This window comes from Streptomyces sp. NBC_01283 (genome assembly GCF_041435335.1).
Taxonomy (GTDB): Bacteria; Actinomycetota; Actinomycetes; order Streptomycetales; family Streptomycetaceae; genus Streptomyces.
The window spans coordinates 8,637,647-8,654,137 of record NZ_CP108430.1 but is presented as its reverse complement, the minus strand read 5'-3'; the positions used below and the strand labels follow the sequence as shown (position 1 = coordinate 8,654,137).

Here is a 16,491-nt window from a genome sequence, read left to right as displayed (position 1 = left end):
TAGGACTGCCTGCCTGAGATCTGAGGGAGGTGACCGTCCTCAGATGAAGTACCGCCCTCAGATGAAGTTGAGCGCCGCCGCGCCGCCCACTCCCCCGAGCAGCATGAAGGCCGGCATCAGCACCTTCAGCTCGATCCAGCTGCCCGCACGGAAGCGCATCAGCTTCGGCGGTCCGACGGGGTACCAGCGCTTGCGGCCGATGGGGATGGGCCACAGGATCGGGCAGCCGGAGACCGTCAGCGCGTCCCCGATGTCGTGCACCAGGGCGCCGAGGACGATCGGCAGGCCCAGCCACAGGTACTCCTGGCCCGGCGCGGTGAACAGCCAGTCCGCGCCGTTCCCGGGCTTGTCCAGGATTCCGGCGAGGATCCAGGCGCTCGTCGCGGCGAGCAGCCACACCAGCACATCGCTGCTCGACCCGCGCGCGGCCCGCCACAGCAGGCCTTCGATGGCGAGCACCATATGGACGAAGAGAAGCGCGAGGACCGCCCAGCGACCGCCGAAGATGGCGAGGGCGGACGAGCCCGCCCCGATGAGGACGGCCCACAGCCAGGTGTGCGTGAGGGTGCGGTGTCCGCCGGCCCTGCGCGGGTCGCCCTGCTTGCGGGTGGCTTTGTAGACGGCGGCCGAGAGCTTGTCGACGATCTCGCACAGGCCCCGGGAGACGGGACCGAAGGCCCGCGAGATGGTCGCCGACTTGTGGTCGAGGTCGGGTGCGAGCGCGGCCCCGGCGCAGATCAGGGCTCCGACGAGGAGGACCGGCCAGGGCATCGTGTGCCCCGCGGCCGCCGCGGCCGCTCCGACGCCGAGCCAGGCCGCCGCCCCCGACAGTGAGTGTGCCGGACCCATCATGGCTGTTCCCCGCCCCATTTCCGTTGAACTGACGCCCCGTTGGCGACACAGCGTAGCGTTCGTGATCTTCGTGCGGACCGCCGGTTCCCTGATCGGGTGAGAAGGAAGGCAAGATGGGGGTGTGACACTCATTGATCAGCTGCCGCCGGATGCCGACCCCGATGCCCTCTTCGAAGCCTTCTCCTCGTGGGCCGAGGAGACGGGGATCACTCTCTATCCGGCTCAGGAGGAGGCGCTGATCGAGGTGGTCTCCGGAGCCAACGTGATCTTGTCCACTCCGACCGGCTCCGGAAAGAGCCTGGTCGCGGCGGGCGCGCACTTCACCGCACTGGCCCAGGACAAGGTCACTTTCTACACGGCCCCGATCAAGGCGCTGGTGTCGGAGAAGTTCTTCGACCTGTGCAAGCTCTTCGGCACCGAGAACGTCGGCATGCTGACCGGTGACGCGTCCGTCAACTCCGACGCCCCCGTCATCTGCTGCACGGCCGAGGTCCTCGCGTCGATCGCGCTGCGGGACGGCAAGAACGCCGACGTCGGCCAGGTCGTGATGGACGAGTTCCACTTCTACGCGGAGGGGGACCGCGGCTGGGCCTGGCAGATCCCGATCCTCGAACTGCCGCAGGCACAGTTCATCCTCATGTCCGCGACGCTCGGCGACGTGTCGATGTTCGAGAAGGACCTGACGCGCCGCACGGGCCGCCCCACCTCGGTGGTGCGTTCGGCGACACGCCCGGTCCCCCTCTCGTACGAATACCGTCTGACGCCCATCACCGAGACGCTCACCGAGCTCCTGGAGACCAAGCAGGCGCCGGTCTACATCGTGCACTTCACGCAGGCACAGGCCGTCGAGCGCGCGCAGTCGCTGATGAGCATCAACATGTGCACCCGCGAGGAGAAGGACAAGATCGCCGACCTGATCGGCAACTTCCGCTTCACCACCAAGTTCGGCCGCAACCTCTCGCGGTATGTGCGCCACGGCATCGGCGTGCACCACGCGGGCATGCTGCCCAAGTACCGGCGGCTCGTCGAGAAGCTGGCGCAGGCCGGTCTGCTGAAGGTCATCTGCGGCACGGACACGCTCGGCGTCGGCGTCAACGTCCCGATCCGCACGGTCCTCTTCACCGCCCTCACCAAGTACGACGGCACGCGTGTACGGACCCTGCGCGCCCGGGAGTTCCACCAGATCGCGGGCCGCGCGGGACGCGCGGGCTTCGACACGGCGGGCCTCGTCGTGGCGCAGGCGCCCGAGCACGTCATCGAGAACGAGAAGGCGCTCAACAAGGCGGGCGACGATCCGAAGAAGCGCCGCAAGGTGGTGCGCAAGAAGGCCCCCGAGGGCTTCGTGGGATGGACCGAGGCCGGCTTCGAGAAGCTCATCGCCTCGGAGCCCGAGCCGCTGACCTCCCGCTTCCGCGTCACGCACACGATGCTCCTCGCGGTGATCGCCCGTCCGGGCAACGCCTTCGAGGCGATGCGTCACCTTCTTGAGGACAACCACGAGCCGCGCAAGCAGCAGCTGCGCCACATCCGCCGCGCCATCGCCATCTACCGTTCGCTCCTTGACGGCGGAGTGGTCGAGAAGCTCGACCAGCCGGACGCCTCGGGCCGCATCGTGCGGCTGACGGTCGACCTGCAGCAGGACTTCGCGCTCAACCAGCCGCTGTCGACGTTCGCGCTCGCCGCCTTCGACCTGCTGGACCAGGAGTCCCCCTCGTACGCCCTGGACATGGTGTCCGTCGTCGAGTCCACGCTGGACGATCCGCGTCAGATCCTCGCCGCCCAGCAGAACAAGGCGCGCGGCGAGGCCGTGGCCCTGATGAAGGCGGACGGCGTCGAGTACGAGGACCGCATGGAGCGGCTCCAGGACGTCACCTATCCCAAGCCCCTGGAGGAGCTCCTCTTCCACGCGTACAACACCTACAGGACGAGCCACCCGTGGGTCGGCGACCACCCGCTCTCCCCCAAGTCCGTGATCCGCGACATGTACGAACGGGCGCTGTCCTTCACGGAGTTCACGTCCTTCTACGAGCTCGCCCGCACCGAGGGCATCGTCCTTCGCTACCTCGCGAGCGCGTACAAGGCACTTGAGCACACCATCCCGGACGACCTGAAGTCCGAGGACCTGGAAGACCTCATCGCCTGGCTCGGTGAGATGGTCCGCCAGGTCGACTCCAGCCTCCTCGACGAGTGGGAGCAGCTCGCCAACCCCGAGGTCATGACCGCCGAGGAGGCCCAGGAGCGCGCCGACCAGGTCAAGCCGGTCACCGCCAACGCCCGCGCCTTCCGCGTCCTGGTCCGCAACGCGCTCTTCCGCCGCGTCGAGCTCGCCGCGCTCGACCACGTCGAGGAGCTGGGCGAGCTGGACGCCGATTCCGGCTGGGACGCGGACGCCTGGGGCGCGGCCATGGACAAGTACTGGGACGAGTACGAAGATCTCGGCACCGGTCCCGATGCGCGCGGCCCCAAGCTGCTGCTCATCGAGGAGGACCCGGAGCACGGTCTGTGGCGCGTCCGGCAGACGTTCGCCGACCCGAACGGCGACCATGACTGGGGCATCAGCGCGGAGGTCGATCTCGCGGCCTCCGACGAGGAGGGCCGCGCCGTCGTCCGCGTCACGGACGTCGGCCAGCTCTGACCGCTGACCACTGACCGCTCATCTCGCCGAGCTTCCCCCGGACAGGAGTCGAGGACGCCATGAACAACCCCGCCGACCGGCTGGTCGACGTGCTGGATCTGGAGCAGATCGAGCTCAACATCTTCCGTGGCCGCAGCCCGCAGGAGTCCCTGCAGCGGGTCTTCGGCGGGCAGGTCGCCGGGCAGGCGCTTGTGGCCGCCGGCCGCACCACGGAGGGCGAGCGTCCGGTGCACTCGCTGCACGCGTACTTCCTGCGGCCCGGCCGTCCGGGCGTGCCGATCGTGTATCAGGTCGAGCGGGTACGGGACGGGCGCTCCTTCACCACGCGGCGGGTGACCGCGGTCCAGCAGGGCCGCACCATCTTCAACCTCACCGCCTCCTTCCACCAGCCCGAGGAGGGCGCTTTCGAGCACCAGCTGCCGCCGCGCATCACGGCTCCCGATCCCGAGACGCTGCCGACGGTCGCCCAGGAGATCACCGAGCATCTGGGTGAGCTGCCCGAGCAGCTGGAGCGCATGGCCAGGCGCCAGCCCTTCGACATCCGTTACGTGGACCGGCTGCGCTGGACCACCGAGGAGATCAAGGACGCCGAGCCGCGCAGCGCGGTCTGGATGCGGGCGGTCGGCCCGCTCGGCGACGATCCGCTCGTCCACACCTGCGCGCTGACGTACGCGAGCGACATGACGCTCCTGGACGCCGTGCGCATCCCGGTGGAACCGCTGTGGGGCCCGCGCGGCTTCGACATGGCTTCGCTGGACCACGCCATGTGGTTCCACCGCCCCTTCCGCGCGGACGAGTGGTTCCTGTACGACCAGGAGTCCCCGATCGCGACCGGCGGCCGCGGTCTCGCGCGCGGCCGTATCTACGACATCGAGGGCAGGCTGCTGGTCTCGGTCGTGCAGGAGGGGCTCTTCCGCGCCTACGGGGAGCGGCACATGGACGGCCGCCCGTCGACGGGGGCCTGAGGCGCGTCGGTGCGTAGCCGGCCGCCGCGACGATCTTCGTCGCGGCGGCCGCGATGGCGCCGGTCTCCGGCGGACACCAATGTCGTACTCCTGGGCGCCGCGCTCCTGTTGAGCGGTGGCGGCATCGACCTGGTCATGGTTCCCGCCACGGCGGGAACCATGCGGGACATGCCAGGGTCGGTGATTCCACGGTCCAGTGCGGCGAATTACTTCTGCGTTTTCTGCGTGCGGGTGCCGGCGCCCTCGCCCTCGGCATCGATGTGCGGGAGGATCCGGTCCAGCCAACGGGGCGCCCACCAGGTGGACTTGCCCAGGAGCGTAGCTCTCGATCGGGACCTTCCCCGAGACGCCGAGCGCCGGTCCGCCCCACCTCCACTGGAAGACGGCCACCACGACCCCGTACGAAGCGGCGATCGACAGGACGTTGAGCACTGCGGCCTTGACCGCGACGAACAGACCGCGGAACACGACGAGGATGACGAGGAAGGCCAGGGCCACAACCACCGCGATGATCAGGGGCAGCTTCTTGGAGCGATCTCCAGGAAGTCGGCCTGCGCGGGGTGCCTCCGTTCGCTTCGGACTTCAGACTTTGGGCTTCGGGTGGGTAAGGCAGAACGAGGTGTAGAGAGGGATGGGGCATTGATGAGGGACGAGGACATGACCGCGCACCGTGACCGGCTGCTCGCCGAGGCCGTACGGCTCCGCGAGGCGGGGCACCGTGAGGAGGCGCGGGAGCGTCTGCTCGCCCTGTGCGAGCAGTTCCCCTTGGACCCGGAAGTGGCGTACCAGACCGCGTGGGTGCACGACACGCTCGGCCTGGAAGCCGAGGCGGTGCCGCACTACGTCCGCGCGGTCGAGGAACCGGGCCTCTCTCCTGATGACCGCCGGGGAGCACTCCTGGGGCTTGGCAGCACCTATCGCGTCCTTGGCCGGTATCCGGAGGCCGTCACCACCTTGAGCGACGCGGCGGCCGAGTTTCCCGGTGACGCCGCCCTCAAGACGTTCCTGGCCATGGCTCTCTACAACACCGGCCAGGCCCACGACGCCATGGAGATCCTGCTGACCCTGCTCGCCACCACGAGCCAGAACCCGGACATCGCCGGCTACCGTCCCGCGATCGAGCACTACGCCAAGGACCTCGACGCGACCGTGTAGCGGCACCCGCAGCCGGGCCTGTCCTCATGCTGCGTGGCTACGCTCCCCTGCGGCGCATCCACTTGAGCAGACCTCGTGGCTCCGGCAGCCGCGCTGTCTTCCCTTCGTCGGGCAGTGCGGCGGCCTGTGTCCCGTGCTGCGGGGTGAAGAGCGGGATCCCCTGGGCCTCGGTCTCGGTCTCGGTCTCGGTCTCTGCCCGAGGCCCATGGGCGGCATCGGGCGTCGGGGCGGACTGGGGCTTCGGCGCGGGCCGTGGCGCTGGGCGCTCTCCTCGGGCCTGGGAGAGGCTGATGGTGAGGTGCGCCCGCAGCCAGCGGATCTCGTTGGGATCGTCCGCGGTCATGATCTTCTGGATGATCCGTCCCGCCGGTGACTCCGGTGCGCCCTGGCCGAAGGGCTCGGGCATGAGCCTTCGTACGTAGGCGCGTTCGTACGGATCCTTGATGATCTCCGCGATCTGGACCGGGTCGAGCAGCGAAGCCACGGCCGCGGCGCGCTCCCAGGGATCGTCGGCCTGCTGCAGCAGCGCTCCCGCCCGGCGACCCCGCCAGTTACGTGCCCGCAGGTCGATGCCCGCCTCCAGCTGAGTGCGGATCGTGCTGGGTGCTCGGCCGGTGAGCAGACGGGCGTTGACCTCGGACTCGGCGAAATGCTTCAGCTCCTCGGCCAGATACAGCCAGACCACCGCCCGATAGCGGTTGAGGTAGAACTTCACCGGCATGATGAAGCCTGCGCGGGTGAGCCGGGTGAACCGGGCCGTGGAGATGTCCATGAGAGCCGCGCCCTCCTTGGTCCCCACGGCTCTCATCCGGTCCAGCCATCCCTCAGGAAAGGTGTCCCCCGCCCGGACGCGCTCGATCTCCTCGCGTGTGACGCGGCGCCGCCCACCGACCGTGTCGCTGACGGTGCGGACGCGTCCCAGCATCACGGCGAGCTCGAACTCGCCGCGCTTCAGCCCCAGTTCTCGTGCCGCGTGGCCCTGCGTGACCGATGTCCGCACTGCCGTTTCGGCGGATTCCTGGGTGATCGTGTGACCTGTCATGGTGGTTCTCCCCCGTGAGGCGTCTTTGCTCTCGGGAAAAACCGTAGCGCGATCACCGCGATCCGCGCCGAGCCTGTGGATAACTCTCGCCGCGTCGATGTTTCAGCTGGTCAGAGGTCTACGACTGGTGTCCGTTCCGGCTGCCGGGCGCCCACACCCAGATGTTCGCCGACCCGATTGACGAGAAGTGTCATCTCGTACGCGACCTGACCGATGTCCGCCTCCGCGGAGCTGAGGACGCACAGGCAACTGCCGTCACCGGCCGCCGTGACGAACAGGACCGCGTCGTCGAACTCGATCATCGTCTGACGCACGCTGCCCGCATGGAAGTGCCGCCCCGAGCCCTTGGCCAAGCTGTGCAGACCCGATGAGACGGCGGCCAGATGTTCCGCGTCCTCGCGCTTCAGTTCCGAGCTCGCGCCGGTCACCAGGCCGTCGTTGGACAGCACGAGAGCGTGCCGTACGGGCTCCATGCGCTTGGTCAAGTCGTCGAGCAGCCAGCCGAGGCCCGTGTTCTGCACCATGTTCCCGTCTCCCCGCCTTCTGTTCCCCCTGCCTGGAGGAACTGACCTGCCAGCCTTCCCCACCATCGGCCCCCCGGCAAGCATGATGAGGGCATGGCACAGAAGATGACCGAGGACCAGTGGCGGGCGTTCCTCTCGCAGGGCACCCGAACCGGCAAGCTGTCGACCGTCCGCGCGGACGGAAGCCCCCATATCGCACCAATCTGGTTCCTGCTGGACGGGGACGAGCTGGTGTTCAACACCGGGGCGGAGACCGTCAAGGGGCGGAATCTGGCGCGAGACGGGCGTGTCGCCCTATGTGTGGACGACGACAAGCCTCCGTTCGCGTTCGTGGTCCTGCAAGGGCAGGCACGACTGAGCGACGATCTCGACGAGGTACGGCACTGGGCCGGTCGGCTCGGCGCCCGCTACATGGGTGAGGGGCGCGCCGAGGAGTTCGGCGAGCGCAATGGCGTGCCCGGTGAGCTGCTCGTGCGCGTCAAGATCGACAAGGTGATCGCTCTCGGCTCGGTCGCCGACTGACGACACCTCAACTCACCGGCCGGCCTCAGCGACTGAACGGCCGGCCTCAACCCACCGTGTCGAGCAGCCGGGCGGTATGCATCCGCCCGGCATACTCGACCAGGCGTATCAGCACCTCCTTTCCCGAATCGCGGTCCCGTGCGTCGCACAGCACCACGGGGGTGCCGCGGTCGAGGTCCAGGGCCCGTGACACTTCCTGTGCACCGTACGTACGGGCGGTCGCGAAGCAGTTGACGGCCACCACGAACGGGATGTGCCGGTGCTCGAAGTAGTCGACGGCGGGGAAGCAGTCCTCGAGCCGTCGGGTGTCCGCGAGGACGACGGCACCGAGCGCGCCCTGGGACAGCTCGTCCCACAGGAACCAGAAACGGTCCTGGCCAGGCGTACCGAAGAGGTAAAGCGACAGGCCCGACCTGATGGTGATGCGGCCGAAGTCCATGGCGACGGTCGTCGTGGTCTTGCGGTCGACTCCACCGGTGTCGTCTACCGACTGGCCCGCCTCGCTGAGGAGTTCCTCGGTGCGCAGCGGGCGGATCTCGCTGACCGCGCCGACCAGGGTGGTCTTGCCCACCCCGAAACCGCCCGCGACCAGAATCTTCAACGCCATGGCGGTCGTGTCGTCGTCGGCGTCAGAGCGCTCGGAGCCCATCGATCACCTCTCGCAGGATCTTCTCGTCGGGTAGCTGTGCCGGTGGCACGGGTCGGTTCACCTTCACGCAGCCCATTTCCAGCAGGTCGCCGAGCAGTACTCGGACCACGCCGACGGGCAGATCGGCGCCTGCCGCCAGTTCGGCGACCGACTGGGTCTCGGTGCGGCACAGTTCGATGAGCGACCTGTGCTCCGGGCCGAGTGCGGTGCCGTCGCCGGATGACGGCGCGTTCTCGGCCAGCGTGACGAGTGCGATCAGATCGAAGCGCACTCCGCTGGGGCCCGGTTGGGTCCGCCCGCCCGTCATCGCGTAGGGACGGACCAGTGGTCCGGCTTCGTTGTCGTACCACTGGACGCCCGCGTCGCGGGGGGCGCCGCTCCTGTCCTCGGTCATCTGTGTCGACCGCCCTGCGTCATCCGACGGTCGGCGGCTGCGCCGCGAAGCGCGGTGGCGTGTAGAGATGCTCGCCCACCCGTTTGACCAGGCGCGCCATCTCGTAGGCGACCAGGCCGATGTCGGCGGTCACAGAGCTGAGTACGGCGAGGCAGGAGCCGTCGCCCGCCGCTGCCACGAACAGGAAGGCGTCGTCCATCTCCACCATGGTCTGCCGCACTCCCCCGGCTCCGAAGTGCCGGCCCGCGCCCTTGGCGAGGCTGTGGAAACCGGAGGCGACCGCGGCGAGGTGTTCGGCGTCCTCCCGGGTGAGGGCGGTCGAGGCGCCGACGGCGAGCCCGTCGTTGGAGAGCACCACGGCGTGCCGCACCTCACCGACGCGCAGCACCAAGTCATCGAGCAACCAGTCGAGTTCGCCGGTTCTGCCGGCGGTGATGCTCTGATCCTGGATCATGCGAGATCTCCTTCGGTGCTGTCACTGGCCGGTGCGGACCCCGGGATATCGGGGAGCGCGCCGACGATGCCCGGCCGTCGGCCGCCGCCGCGGGCCCAGCCGTCGCGGTAGGCGGTCATGCGGTCCCGTACCTGTTCGGGACTGCGTTCGGTGTCTTCGCGCACGCTCACGGATCCGGCCTCGTCGGCGTGGGGGCGCTCGCGCAGCTGGGGGGCCAGGCTGGCCTGGCGCACGCGGCGCGGGAGATCGTCCGAAGGCTCCGGGGCGCTCTCGGGTTCCGGGCCCGGGGGCTTGTGCAGGCGGAGAGCCGTGACGCCTGGGGGCGTCGCCGCCGGGGTCTCGGTCGACGGGGCCAGTGCGGGGCGGGCGGCCTTGGCGGGCACGGAATTGCCGTTTATCGGTGCGGCATCGGGCACGCGTGTGTGCCCGTCCTGTTCACGGTCACGTTTCATGGTGTGGGCTCCGGGGCTCTCCGGCGTGGTGCTCTGCAGCAGTGCGGTGGGCAGAAGGACGACCGCTGTGGTGCCGCCGTAAGGGGACGTGCTGAGGTGCACTTTGATCCCGTGCCGCGCGGCGAGCCTGCTGACAACGAAGAGGCCCAGCTGGTCGCTGTCGAACAGATCGAGCGCTTCGGACTGCTCGATGCGATGGTTCGCCTCGGCCAGGGTCTCCGCGCCCATGCCGAGGCCACGGTCCTCGATCTCCAGGGCGTAGCCGTTGCCGACCGGTTCGCCGTTGACCCGCACCTTGGTGTGGGGCGGCGAGAACTGGGCTGCGTTCTCGACCAGTTCGGCCAGGAGGTGGGTGAGGTCGGCGACGGCCGTGCCGACGACTGCGGCGACGGGGAGTTGTCGTACCTCCACGCGCGCGTAGTCCTCGACTTCGGAGACGGCCGCACGGACGACGTTCGTTAGGGGTACGGGCAGGCGCCATGCGCGTCCCGGAGCGGCTCCGGAGAGGATGATCAGGCTCTCGGCATGTCGCCTCATCCGGGTGGTGAGGTGGTCGAGCCGGAAGAGGTCGCTGAGTTCGTTCGGATCGTCCGACCTGCGCTCCATGTGGTCGAGGAGGCTGAGCTGGCGGTGGACGAGGACCTGGCTCCTCCGGGCGAGGTTGACGAAGACGCCCGAGATGCCGCTGGCGAGTTCGGCACGCTCGATGGCGGCGTGCAGGGCGGCACGGTGCACCGTGCCCAGCGCTTCGTAGACCTGTCCCGTCTCATCCTCCGCGGGCGGTCCTGGTGGTGCTTCGACGTGGATGTCGAGCTCCTCGCCGGCGCGCAGCCTCTGCATGGCCTGCGGGAGTTTGTGGCGGGCGATCTCCAGGGCACCGTTGCGCAGACTCACCAGCTCGACGACCAGGCCTCGCCCGATGCGTACGGAGATGACGAGCGAGGCGGCGACGGCCAGGAGGCCGAACAGCACGGCGGCGCCCGCCGAGGTGAGCAGCCCACGGGTGAACGGGTCGGCCCGGCCCGCGGCGCTGCGGCTCGCGCCCACGTCGATCGCGTGCAACTCGTCCCGTACCGCCGCGTGCGCGCTGTCCCACTTCACGGTCGATGACGCTTCAGCGGCTTTGCGGCCCGGCGGTGCGACGAGCACCTTGTCCTCGACGGCGCGCACGTCGGCGTACGCGCTCCCCTCCGCGAGGTTCTGCCAAGCTGCTCGTTCGGGTCCGCGCAGGTCCGCCACAGCCGTGTCGGTCAAGGTCCGCCGGGTGTCGACGGCTCCGGTGAACTGCCGCAGCCTCTCGCCGTTCAGGGAGCCGTCGAGCCGGGCGCTGGACAGAACGACGTCCTCGCGCGCCAGCATTTCGGCGGCCCTGGAGAATTCGAGCAGCACGCGCGCGTCGGAGCCGAGTTCGGCGTCCTGAATGCCGGTGAGGGCGCCGCCGACCCCGAAGGCGTCCGAGATGGTCTTCGTGTACTGGCCGTAGGCCGCGTCCCAGCCGGAGCGCCCGTCGAGCACGTCGGTCCGCAACGTACTCAAGCCCTCGGCGGCGGAGACGAACGATTCAAGCCTGGACGCCACGCCCGTTGGCAGGTCAGCGCCATCGGCGACCGTCCGGCCCTCGCCACGCCGCAGCTTCGCCACCGCGCGGTCCGTGCGCACCGCGTGCCTCTTGAGTTCGCTGCCACCGTCGGGGGCGGGCCGAGTGGCGTAACGCACGGCTGTCGCACGCTCGGCCTGCAGTGCGGCGATGGCTGTCTCGACGGGGCCGCGGACCTCCGCGTCGACGCGCTGCAACTGCCGCAGATGTGCGACGTCCTGGGCCGTGCGGACCGTGGCGTACCCCCACAGACCGAGCAGGGAGACGACCGGCACCATCAGCAGGCACACGATCTTGGCTCGTACGGTGCGTGGGCGTGGCCACCGCGAGCGCTCGCGCGATGCCGGGGTCGTCCGTGGTGCGGGCCCCAAGGGGGCTTCCGCGTCGTGCCGTTCGTCGGCGGGCGGACCCGCGTGTGCGCGTCGGCCGCGTGCCGGGGCCTCGGACTTCGGCGGCGCTATGCCGTCGGCCGGGTCGGGGGTCCTACGGGGTGTACGCATGGCCTCCTCGCTCGGAAAGATTTCGGGGTGTGTCCACCGGACCGTGTTCGGCCGGACGTGACCGGTGCGCCGCTATCCGGCGGCACGCTCCACCGGTCGCTGGGCCGCAACGGATGCCGCACGCTCCCCCGAGGTCGGGGAGAGCGCGACGAACGCCGAGGTCAGGAAGAGATAGGAGCCGAGGCCGACCGCGAGGGGGAAGATGAACTGCATGGTCGTCGCCCCGGGCAGTGCCGCACCCGACTCAGTGACCCGCACGCTCACGGCCAGCATTCCGGTGTAGTGCATGCTGCTGACCGCACCGCCCATGACAAGTGACGCGACGGCGACGGCGAGAGGCGACTTGATGTTGAGCGCCGCCCACAAGGCCGCGGTCGCGGCGACGACGGCGATGACCACGGAGAGGCCCACCAGCAGAGGGTCGTAGTGCACGTCGCCGTGCAGGCGCAGCGCGGCCATGCCCAGGTAATGCATGCTCGCGACGCCGAGCCCGGTGGTGAGCCCGCCGAGCGCGAGCGCACGCCCGCGTGCGCGGCCGTAGCCGACGGCGAAGACGCCGACTCCGACGACGGCCATCGCGACGACGAGGCTCAGGATCGTCAGGGGCACGTTGTAGTGGATCCCGGTGCCGGTGACGCCGAAGCCGAGCATGGCCACGAAGTGCATCGTCCAGATGCCCGTGCCGATGGCGGAGGCCGCGGTGATGAGCCAGTTGCGGCGTGAGGTGCCCGTGGCACCGAGCGCACGGACGGTGCAGCGCAGCCCCAGGGCGGCGCCGATACAGGCCATCGCGTACGACAGCACGGGGGTCAGCCAGCCGAAGGTGGCGTGGTCCAGGTGTCCCATGGCTCCGGGACGCTAGTCCTGACAGGGGCGCACGACGGGGGCGCAGTTCGAAAGGTTTTGGAATGTGACAGAGAGAGGGCCTTGAACGATCGCGTCACGCCCGAACATGTGCCCCCGACGCACATGCGAGTCGTTGAGCAATCATGGCCACATGAGCGATGACCACACGCGTGTCCGTGACTTCTTCTCCGCCCGAGCGGCCGACTGGGACAGCCGGTTCCCCGATGACGGGCCCGCCTACCGGGCTGCCGCGTCCGAACTCGGCCTGCGCCCTGGGGGCCGAGTCCTCGACGCCGGGTGCGGCACCGGGCGTGCGCTGCCCGCACTCAGGGAGGCCGTAGGAGCGTCCGGAGTCGTCCTCGGGCTCGACCTGACGCCTGCCATGCTGGAGGCCGCCACACAGGCGGGCAGGGACCGCGCGGGGCAGCTCCTGCTCGCGGACGTGACCCGGCTCCCGGTGCGTGACGCCTCGCTTGACGCCGTCTTCGGCGCGGGCTTGATCTCCCATCTGCCCGATCCGGCGCAGAACCTGCGGGAGTTGAGGCGCGTCGTGCGTCCCGGAGGGCTCCTCGCCCTCTTCCACCCCATCGGCCGGGCGGCGCTCGCGGCGCGGCAGGGCCGTCAGATCACCCCGGACGATCTGCGGGCCGAGGCGACCCTCCGCCCGCTGCTCGCCGATGCGGGCTGGGAGCTGACGTCGTACGTGGACGAGGACACGCGGTTCCTCGCTCTGGCGGTACGGAAGGACTAGGCCGGGACGGCGGGACGGGTAGCACCGCATGTGTGGGTGCGCCCTCTCTCTCCGTGGTCGGGCTCATCACGGACGGGCGATCGACGTAGGTGCCGAGACATCATCGAAGGGTGTTATCGAACGCGACCCCACCGGGGTGTCGGGCCGTGAACATCTTTGGTGGATCACCGGCGTCCGGCGACGGCGGCGGCGAACGCCTTCGGGTTGTCGAACATGACGTTATGCCCCGCCTTGGGCACGGTCACCACCCGCACCCCGGATGCCACCAGCTCTTCTGCACCCATGAGTTCGCCGCTCCGTGCGCCCTGCAGGAAGACACGCTCCACATGCAGCTCCATGAGCATCGCGCGCATCGTGGGCATCGTTCCTCTCACCAGTCCCCTTGCGCTGCGGTGCAGGGCGCAGGGGTCGGCGAGCCGCATGGTCGCCGCCCACAGAGGGCCGACCTTGTCGAGCACGCGCGCGTGGCCGGTCGCCACGAAGTCCTCCTCTTCGTAGGCCGCGATGCCACTGCTGCCCGCTGTCACGGCCGGGTTGGGGTCGAGGTTGGCCTCGGTGAGGACGAGCCGTGACACCAGGTCGCCGCGGCGGTGCGCGAGCACGATGGCGACGGAGCCGCCCATGCTGTGGGCGACGATCTCCGCTCCGGTCACCCCGGCCTCGTCCAGCGCCGCAGCAAGGGCGTCCGCGTGTTCCTCCAAGGAGTAGCCGAAGTCTGCCGGGCGGTCGCTGATGCCGTGGCCCGGCAGGTCGACGAAGAGCGACCGGCGGCCGGCCAGCTCGGGCCGGGCCGCGATATGCGCGTGATAGACCGTCGACGCCGCGCCGAGCCCGTGCACGTACACCCGGGCCGGGTCGGATCCCTCGCTCTCCGTCCAGCGGACACAGCTGCCCTGCGCGTCGAACCGTGCCTGTCGCATCGCCACTCCCTCACTCGTCCACGCTTGCCCGCCAAGGAGAATACATCGACACCGATGTATTGCGAGGATGAGGTACAGCGTCGGTACGGCAGAATGCACGGCATGCTCGAATTGGCCATCCTCGGATTCCTCTACGACGCGCCCCTGCACGGCTATGAGCTGCGCAAGCGCATCACCGCACTGACCGGGCACGTACGCCCGGTCGCGGAGAGCACGCTGTACCCCGCCATCAAACGGCTGGAGAAGGCCGACCTGCTGGCCCGTGAGACACAGCCCGGCGCCGTGGCGGCCCCGCGCCATGTCCTGAACCTCACCGACGAGGGCAGGAGCGAGCTGCGCCGCAGGCTCACGGAGCCGCAGCGGACCGACATCACCGACGAGAACCGCTGGTTCACGGTCCTCGCCTTTCTCCGCCACGTCGACGACAAGGCGGCCCAGGCGGCGGTCCTCGAACGCCGCCTGGCCTTCCTCGATGAGCCGGCCAGCTTCTTCTACGACGGCGAGCACCCGCTGCGCGCCGAGGATCTGGACGACCCGTTCCGCCGCGGCATCCTCACCATCGCCCGCGCGACGAGCCGTGCGGAACTCGCCTGGCTACGGACGACGCTGAGCTCACTCCGCTGAGGTGGCCTCCGCTTCACCCGTGTGCGCCACCGGGCAGCCACGAACGCCGGGCACCGGGAAGGTGCCGAGCTCGCCGACCCGGTACCCCTTCGGGTAGCCCTTGATCTCCCAATTCTGCCGGGCGTAATGCGGTGCGTCACGGGGCGGCATCAGACGCACGGCACGGCCGCGCAACCGCACCGCTCGCCTGACCAGCGTGCGAGTGACGGGGCTCGGCGGTTCGTAGCGGAAGGCCCGCAGGAGGGGCTCGTCGAGCAGGGCGAGGGTCGAGGCACGCAACAAGGGCGCCAGCGGGCGCGGGTACCAGGAGGCCATGAGGTCGAGGGTCGAGTCGGAGACCTGTCGCGCGCCCTCGTCCCACGCGAAGTAGGCCTCTTCGTAGGCATCGAGACACTTCTCGAAGGCTTCGTAGGAGTCCGGGATGTCCTGGATCCCCATGTGCCGCCCCAACGTGCGGTAGTAGACGGCGGCCGCGGTCGTCTCGTGGCGTGAGAGCTTGCGCCATCCGTAGGCGTCGATCCAGCGCTTGGGCATCACCACGAACGTGCACAACACGTAGCGCATGTCGTCGTTGCTGATGTCGTAGCTCCGGTGCATCTGGTTGATGCGGCGGATCGCGGTACGACCCTCGTCCGTTCCGAAGCCGTGCTCCACGACGGTGTCCAGGAGCAGGGCCGTGTCGTCGTACCGCTTCTGCGTACGGTCCGTCAGTTCCGCCGTCTCGGCGAGGAGTCGGCCGATGCTGGGCACGGCGTAGGTGCGGTAGAGCGCGAGCTCGAGTGCGCGGGTGAAATCCCAGGGGAACTCGTACGTCGCGGTGAGCCGGTAGATCGTGAGGGCGTCCCTCTCGGGGTTGAGACGCCGAATTTGCTTGAGCCGGTCATAGCGCTTCACCGCACGGCCCCCCTTCTGTCGCCGGAGCTACAACCCTACGTTGGAGTACGGCAAGTGAGTGGTCATCAGCGGCAACCGCAACCCGGGGGAAGGTGGCCCACATGTTCGGCAAACTCAGCAAGCTGTGGCGCACGGACGAAGCGGTTCGCAGCAAGGCGGAGCGCCCGCACAACCTCTTCGAGGCGGCTGCCGTCTACGTGGCCGCGTGCGCCGAGGACGACCAGGACCGCATGGACCAGGCCACGGGCTGGGTGTCGCCGGAGGCCCTGTCCTTCGGTGTCAGCGAACTCGCCTGCCGAGCCGTCATCGCCCTCGCCCGGGAGCGCGACGAGACGCCGAACGACGTGGCGCGTACGCTCCTCGGCCTGCCTGCCGCCTGACGTCCGTGTGCGTGGGATCGGGGCAGATCAGCGCCTCGTGGACGGGGCTGCCTTCATCGGCCGCGTGTGCGAGGCGGTCCCGGACCTCGCGCAGGGTGCGTGGGCGGTAGCCGGGGCCGTCGCCGCAGCAGCCCTGCCGGAAGCGGAGTCCCGACAGCAGGACCGCGCTCAAGGCGCGCCAGGCCGCCTTGTCGCGGCGCTTGGGCACGGCGAGCGCTGAGCCCGCGTCGAACAACTGGCCTCCGCACTGCGGGCAGATGTCGGCACGCGCGTGGCCGTGGTCGGCCGACTTCTTGAAAGAAGCGCGGCACGGCAGGCATACGAAGTGCGAACTC

At 69.5% G+C, this 16,491-nt stretch carries 17 protein-coding genes and 1 pseudogene; 7 read left to right on the top strand and 11 right to left on the bottom strand.

The window, feature by feature from the left end; all coding sequences use genetic code 11:
• Positions 1-57: 57 nt before the first annotated feature.
• A complete protein-coding gene (locus OG302_RS39095) occupies positions 58-852 on the bottom strand; it encodes a metal-dependent hydrolase (RefSeq protein WP_371749491.1) in 795 nt (264 codons plus the stop codon).
• Positions 853-973: 121 nt separating this feature from the next.
• Here OG302_RS39095 and OG302_RS39090 point away from each other — a divergent pair, with 121 nt between their 5' ends.
• Together OG302_RS39090 and OG302_RS39085 are read left to right on the top strand one after the other, a co-directional pair.
• Positions 974-3,487, top strand: coding sequence for a DEAD/DEAH box helicase (locus tag OG302_RS39090; RefSeq protein ID WP_371749490.1), 2,514 nt, complete (start codon positions 974-976; stop codon positions 3,485-3,487).
• A gap of 59 nt (positions 3,488-3,546) precedes the next feature.
• A complete protein-coding gene (locus tag OG302_RS39085; protein WP_371749489.1) occupies positions 3,547-4,452 on the top strand; it encodes an acyl-CoA thioesterase in 906 nt (301 codons plus the stop codon).
• Positions 4,453-4,764: 312 nt separating this feature from the next.
• Here the strand turns inward: OG302_RS39085 and OG302_RS39080 are convergent.
• Positions 4,765-5,009: pseudogene (locus OG302_RS39080) on the bottom strand (MMPL family transporter); the annotation flags it as partial.
• Between the two features lie 100 nt (positions 5,010-5,109).
• Between OG302_RS39080 and OG302_RS39075 the strand changes: the two are divergent.
• Positions 5,110-5,607: a tetratricopeptide repeat protein gene (locus OG302_RS39075; RefSeq protein ID WP_371749488.1), complete on the top strand. Its 498-nt coding sequence runs from the start codon at positions 5,110-5,112 to the stop codon at positions 5,605-5,607.
• A gap of 37 nt (positions 5,608-5,644) precedes the next feature.
• Here OG302_RS39075 and OG302_RS39070 read toward each other — a convergent pair whose 3' ends face one another.
• Entirely contained in the window at positions 5,645-6,649 is a 1,005-nt protein-coding gene (locus OG302_RS39070; RefSeq protein WP_371749487.1) for a DUF6397 family protein, read from the bottom strand.
• Positions 6,650-6,759: 110 nt separating this feature from the next.
• Positions 6,760-7,173, bottom strand: a complete 414-nt coding sequence (locus OG302_RS39065) for a roadblock/LC7 domain-containing protein (RefSeq protein WP_371749486.1) — start codon at positions 7,171-7,173, stop codon at positions 6,760-6,762.
• A 93-nt stretch (positions 7,174-7,266) separates the two neighbouring features.
• Between OG302_RS39065 and OG302_RS39060 the strand changes: the two genes are divergently transcribed.
• Positions 7,267-7,695, top strand: a complete 429-nt coding sequence (locus OG302_RS39060) for a PPOX class F420-dependent oxidoreductase (RefSeq protein ID WP_371749485.1) — start codon at positions 7,267-7,269, stop codon at positions 7,693-7,695.
• 46 nt (positions 7,696-7,741) lie between these two features.
• Here OG302_RS39060 and OG302_RS39055 read toward each other — a convergent pair whose 3' ends face one another.
• The 5 genes from OG302_RS39055 to OG302_RS39035 form a co-directional block, all read right to left on the bottom strand.
• The gene (locus OG302_RS39055; protein WP_371749484.1) at positions 7,742-8,344 is read right to left on the bottom strand and encodes an ATP/GTP-binding protein; all 603 of its coding nucleotides are present in this window, start codon (positions 8,342-8,344) and stop codon (positions 7,742-7,744) included.
• Complete coding sequence (locus OG302_RS39050) at positions 8,325-8,738, bottom strand: DUF742 domain-containing protein (protein WP_371749483.1); 414 nt, start codon at positions 8,736-8,738, stop codon at positions 8,325-8,327. Before OG302_RS39050 ends, OG302_RS39055 begins: the two co-directional genes overlap by 20 nt.
• 19 nt (positions 8,739-8,757) lie before the next feature.
• Positions 8,758-9,192 carry a roadblock/LC7 domain-containing protein gene (locus OG302_RS39045; protein WP_371749482.1) on the bottom strand — a complete coding sequence of 145 codons (435 nt, stop codon included), beginning with the start codon at positions 9,190-9,192 and terminating at the stop codon, positions 8,758-8,760.
• Positions 9,189-11,741: a nitrate- and nitrite sensing domain-containing protein gene (locus tag OG302_RS39040; RefSeq protein WP_371749481.1), complete on the bottom strand. Its 2,553-nt coding sequence runs from the start codon at positions 11,739-11,741 to the stop codon at positions 9,189-9,191. The genes OG302_RS39045 and OG302_RS39040 overlap by 4 nt, the downstream gene beginning before the upstream one ends.
• 72 nt (positions 11,742-11,813) lie before the next feature.
• The gene (locus OG302_RS39035) at positions 11,814-12,587 is read right to left on the bottom strand and encodes an MHYT domain-containing protein (protein ID WP_371749480.1); all 774 of its coding nucleotides are present in this window, start codon (positions 12,585-12,587) and stop codon (positions 11,814-11,816) included.
• A 151-nt stretch (positions 12,588-12,738) separates the two neighbouring features.
• Here OG302_RS39035 and OG302_RS39030 point away from each other — a divergent pair, with 151 nt between their 5' ends.
• Positions 12,739-13,338 (top strand): class I SAM-dependent methyltransferase, encoded by a 600-nt coding sequence (locus OG302_RS39030; RefSeq protein ID WP_371749479.1) that lies wholly within the window; start codon positions 12,739-12,741, stop codon positions 13,336-13,338.
• Between the two features lie 164 nt (positions 13,339-13,502).
• Here OG302_RS39030 and OG302_RS39025 read toward each other — a convergent pair whose 3' ends face one another.
• Positions 13,503-14,258, bottom strand: a complete 756-nt coding sequence (locus OG302_RS39025; protein WP_371749478.1) for an alpha/beta fold hydrolase — start codon at positions 14,256-14,258, stop codon at positions 13,503-13,505.
• A 102-nt stretch (positions 14,259-14,360) separates the two neighbouring features.
• Here OG302_RS39025 and OG302_RS39020 point away from each other — a divergent pair, with 102 nt between their 5' ends.
• On the top strand, positions 14,361-14,882 hold the full coding sequence (locus OG302_RS39020) for a PadR family transcriptional regulator (protein ID WP_371749477.1): 522 nt from the start codon (positions 14,361-14,363) through the stop codon (positions 14,880-14,882).
• Here OG302_RS39020 and OG302_RS39015 read toward each other — a convergent pair.
• Positions 14,871-15,776 (bottom strand): oxygenase MpaB family protein, encoded by a 906-nt coding sequence (locus OG302_RS39015; protein ID WP_371749476.1) that lies wholly within the window; start codon positions 15,774-15,776, stop codon positions 14,871-14,873. The genes OG302_RS39020 and OG302_RS39015 overlap by 12 nt on opposite strands.
• A 101-nt stretch (positions 15,777-15,877) precedes the next feature.
• Between OG302_RS39015 and OG302_RS39010 the strand changes: the two genes are divergently transcribed.
• Entirely contained in the window at positions 15,878-16,156 is a 279-nt protein-coding gene (locus OG302_RS39010; protein ID WP_371749475.1) for a hypothetical protein, read from the top strand.
• Positions 16,157-16,491 lie beyond the last annotated feature (335 nt).

What these genes read in the sequence shown, in the direction of transcription:
- OG302_RS39085 (WP_371749489.1), top strand. Translation starts at nt 3,547, where the DNA reads ATGAACAACCCCGCCGACCGGCTGGTCGACGTGCTGGATCTGGAGCAG.
- OG302_RS39070 (WP_371749487.1), bottom strand. Translation starts at nt 6,649, where the DNA reads ATGACAGGTCACACGATCACCCAGGAATCCGCCGAAACGGCAGTGCGG.
- OG302_RS39065 (WP_371749486.1), bottom strand. Translation starts at nt 7,173, where the DNA reads ATGGTGCAGAACACGGGCCTCGGCTGGCTGCTCGACGACTTGACCAAG.
- OG302_RS39025 (WP_371749478.1), bottom strand. Translation starts at nt 14,258, where the DNA reads ATGCGACAGGCACGGTTCGACGCGCAGGGCAGCTGTGTCCGCTGGACG.
- OG302_RS39035 (WP_371749480.1), bottom strand. Translation starts at nt 12,587, where the DNA reads ATGGGACACCTGGACCACGCCACCTTCGGCTGGCTGACCCCCGTGCTG.
- OG302_RS39040 (WP_371749481.1), bottom strand. Translation starts at nt 11,741, where the DNA reads ATGCGTACACCCCGTAGGACCCCCGACCCGGCCGACGGCATAGCGCCG.
- OG302_RS39030 (WP_371749479.1), top strand. Translation starts at nt 12,739, where the DNA reads ATGAGCGATGACCACACGCGTGTCCGTGACTTCTTCTCCGCCCGAGCG.
- OG302_RS39045 (WP_371749482.1), bottom strand. Translation starts at nt 9,192, where the DNA reads ATGATCCAGGATCAGAGCATCACCGCCGGCAGAACCGGCGAACTCGAC.
- OG302_RS39095 (WP_371749491.1), bottom strand. Translation starts at nt 852, where the DNA reads ATGATGGGTCCGGCACACTCACTGTCGGGGGCGGCGGCCTGGCTCGGC.
- OG302_RS39010 (WP_371749475.1), top strand. Translation starts at nt 15,878, where the DNA reads ATGTTCGGCAAACTCAGCAAGCTGTGGCGCACGGACGAAGCGGTTCGC.
- OG302_RS39060 (WP_371749485.1), top strand. Translation starts at nt 7,267, where the DNA reads ATGGCACAGAAGATGACCGAGGACCAGTGGCGGGCGTTCCTCTCGCAG.
- OG302_RS39075 (WP_371749488.1), top strand. Translation starts at nt 5,110, where the DNA reads ATGACCGCGCACCGTGACCGGCTGCTCGCCGAGGCCGTACGGCTCCGC.
- OG302_RS39055 (WP_371749484.1), bottom strand. Translation starts at nt 8,344, where the DNA reads ATGGGCTCCGAGCGCTCTGACGCCGACGACGACACGACCGCCATGGCG.
- OG302_RS39020 (WP_371749477.1), top strand. Translation starts at nt 14,361, where the DNA reads ATGCTCGAATTGGCCATCCTCGGATTCCTCTACGACGCGCCCCTGCAC.
- OG302_RS39050 (WP_371749483.1), bottom strand. Translation starts at nt 8,738, where the DNA reads ATGACCGAGGACAGGAGCGGCGCCCCCCGCGACGCGGGCGTCCAGTGG.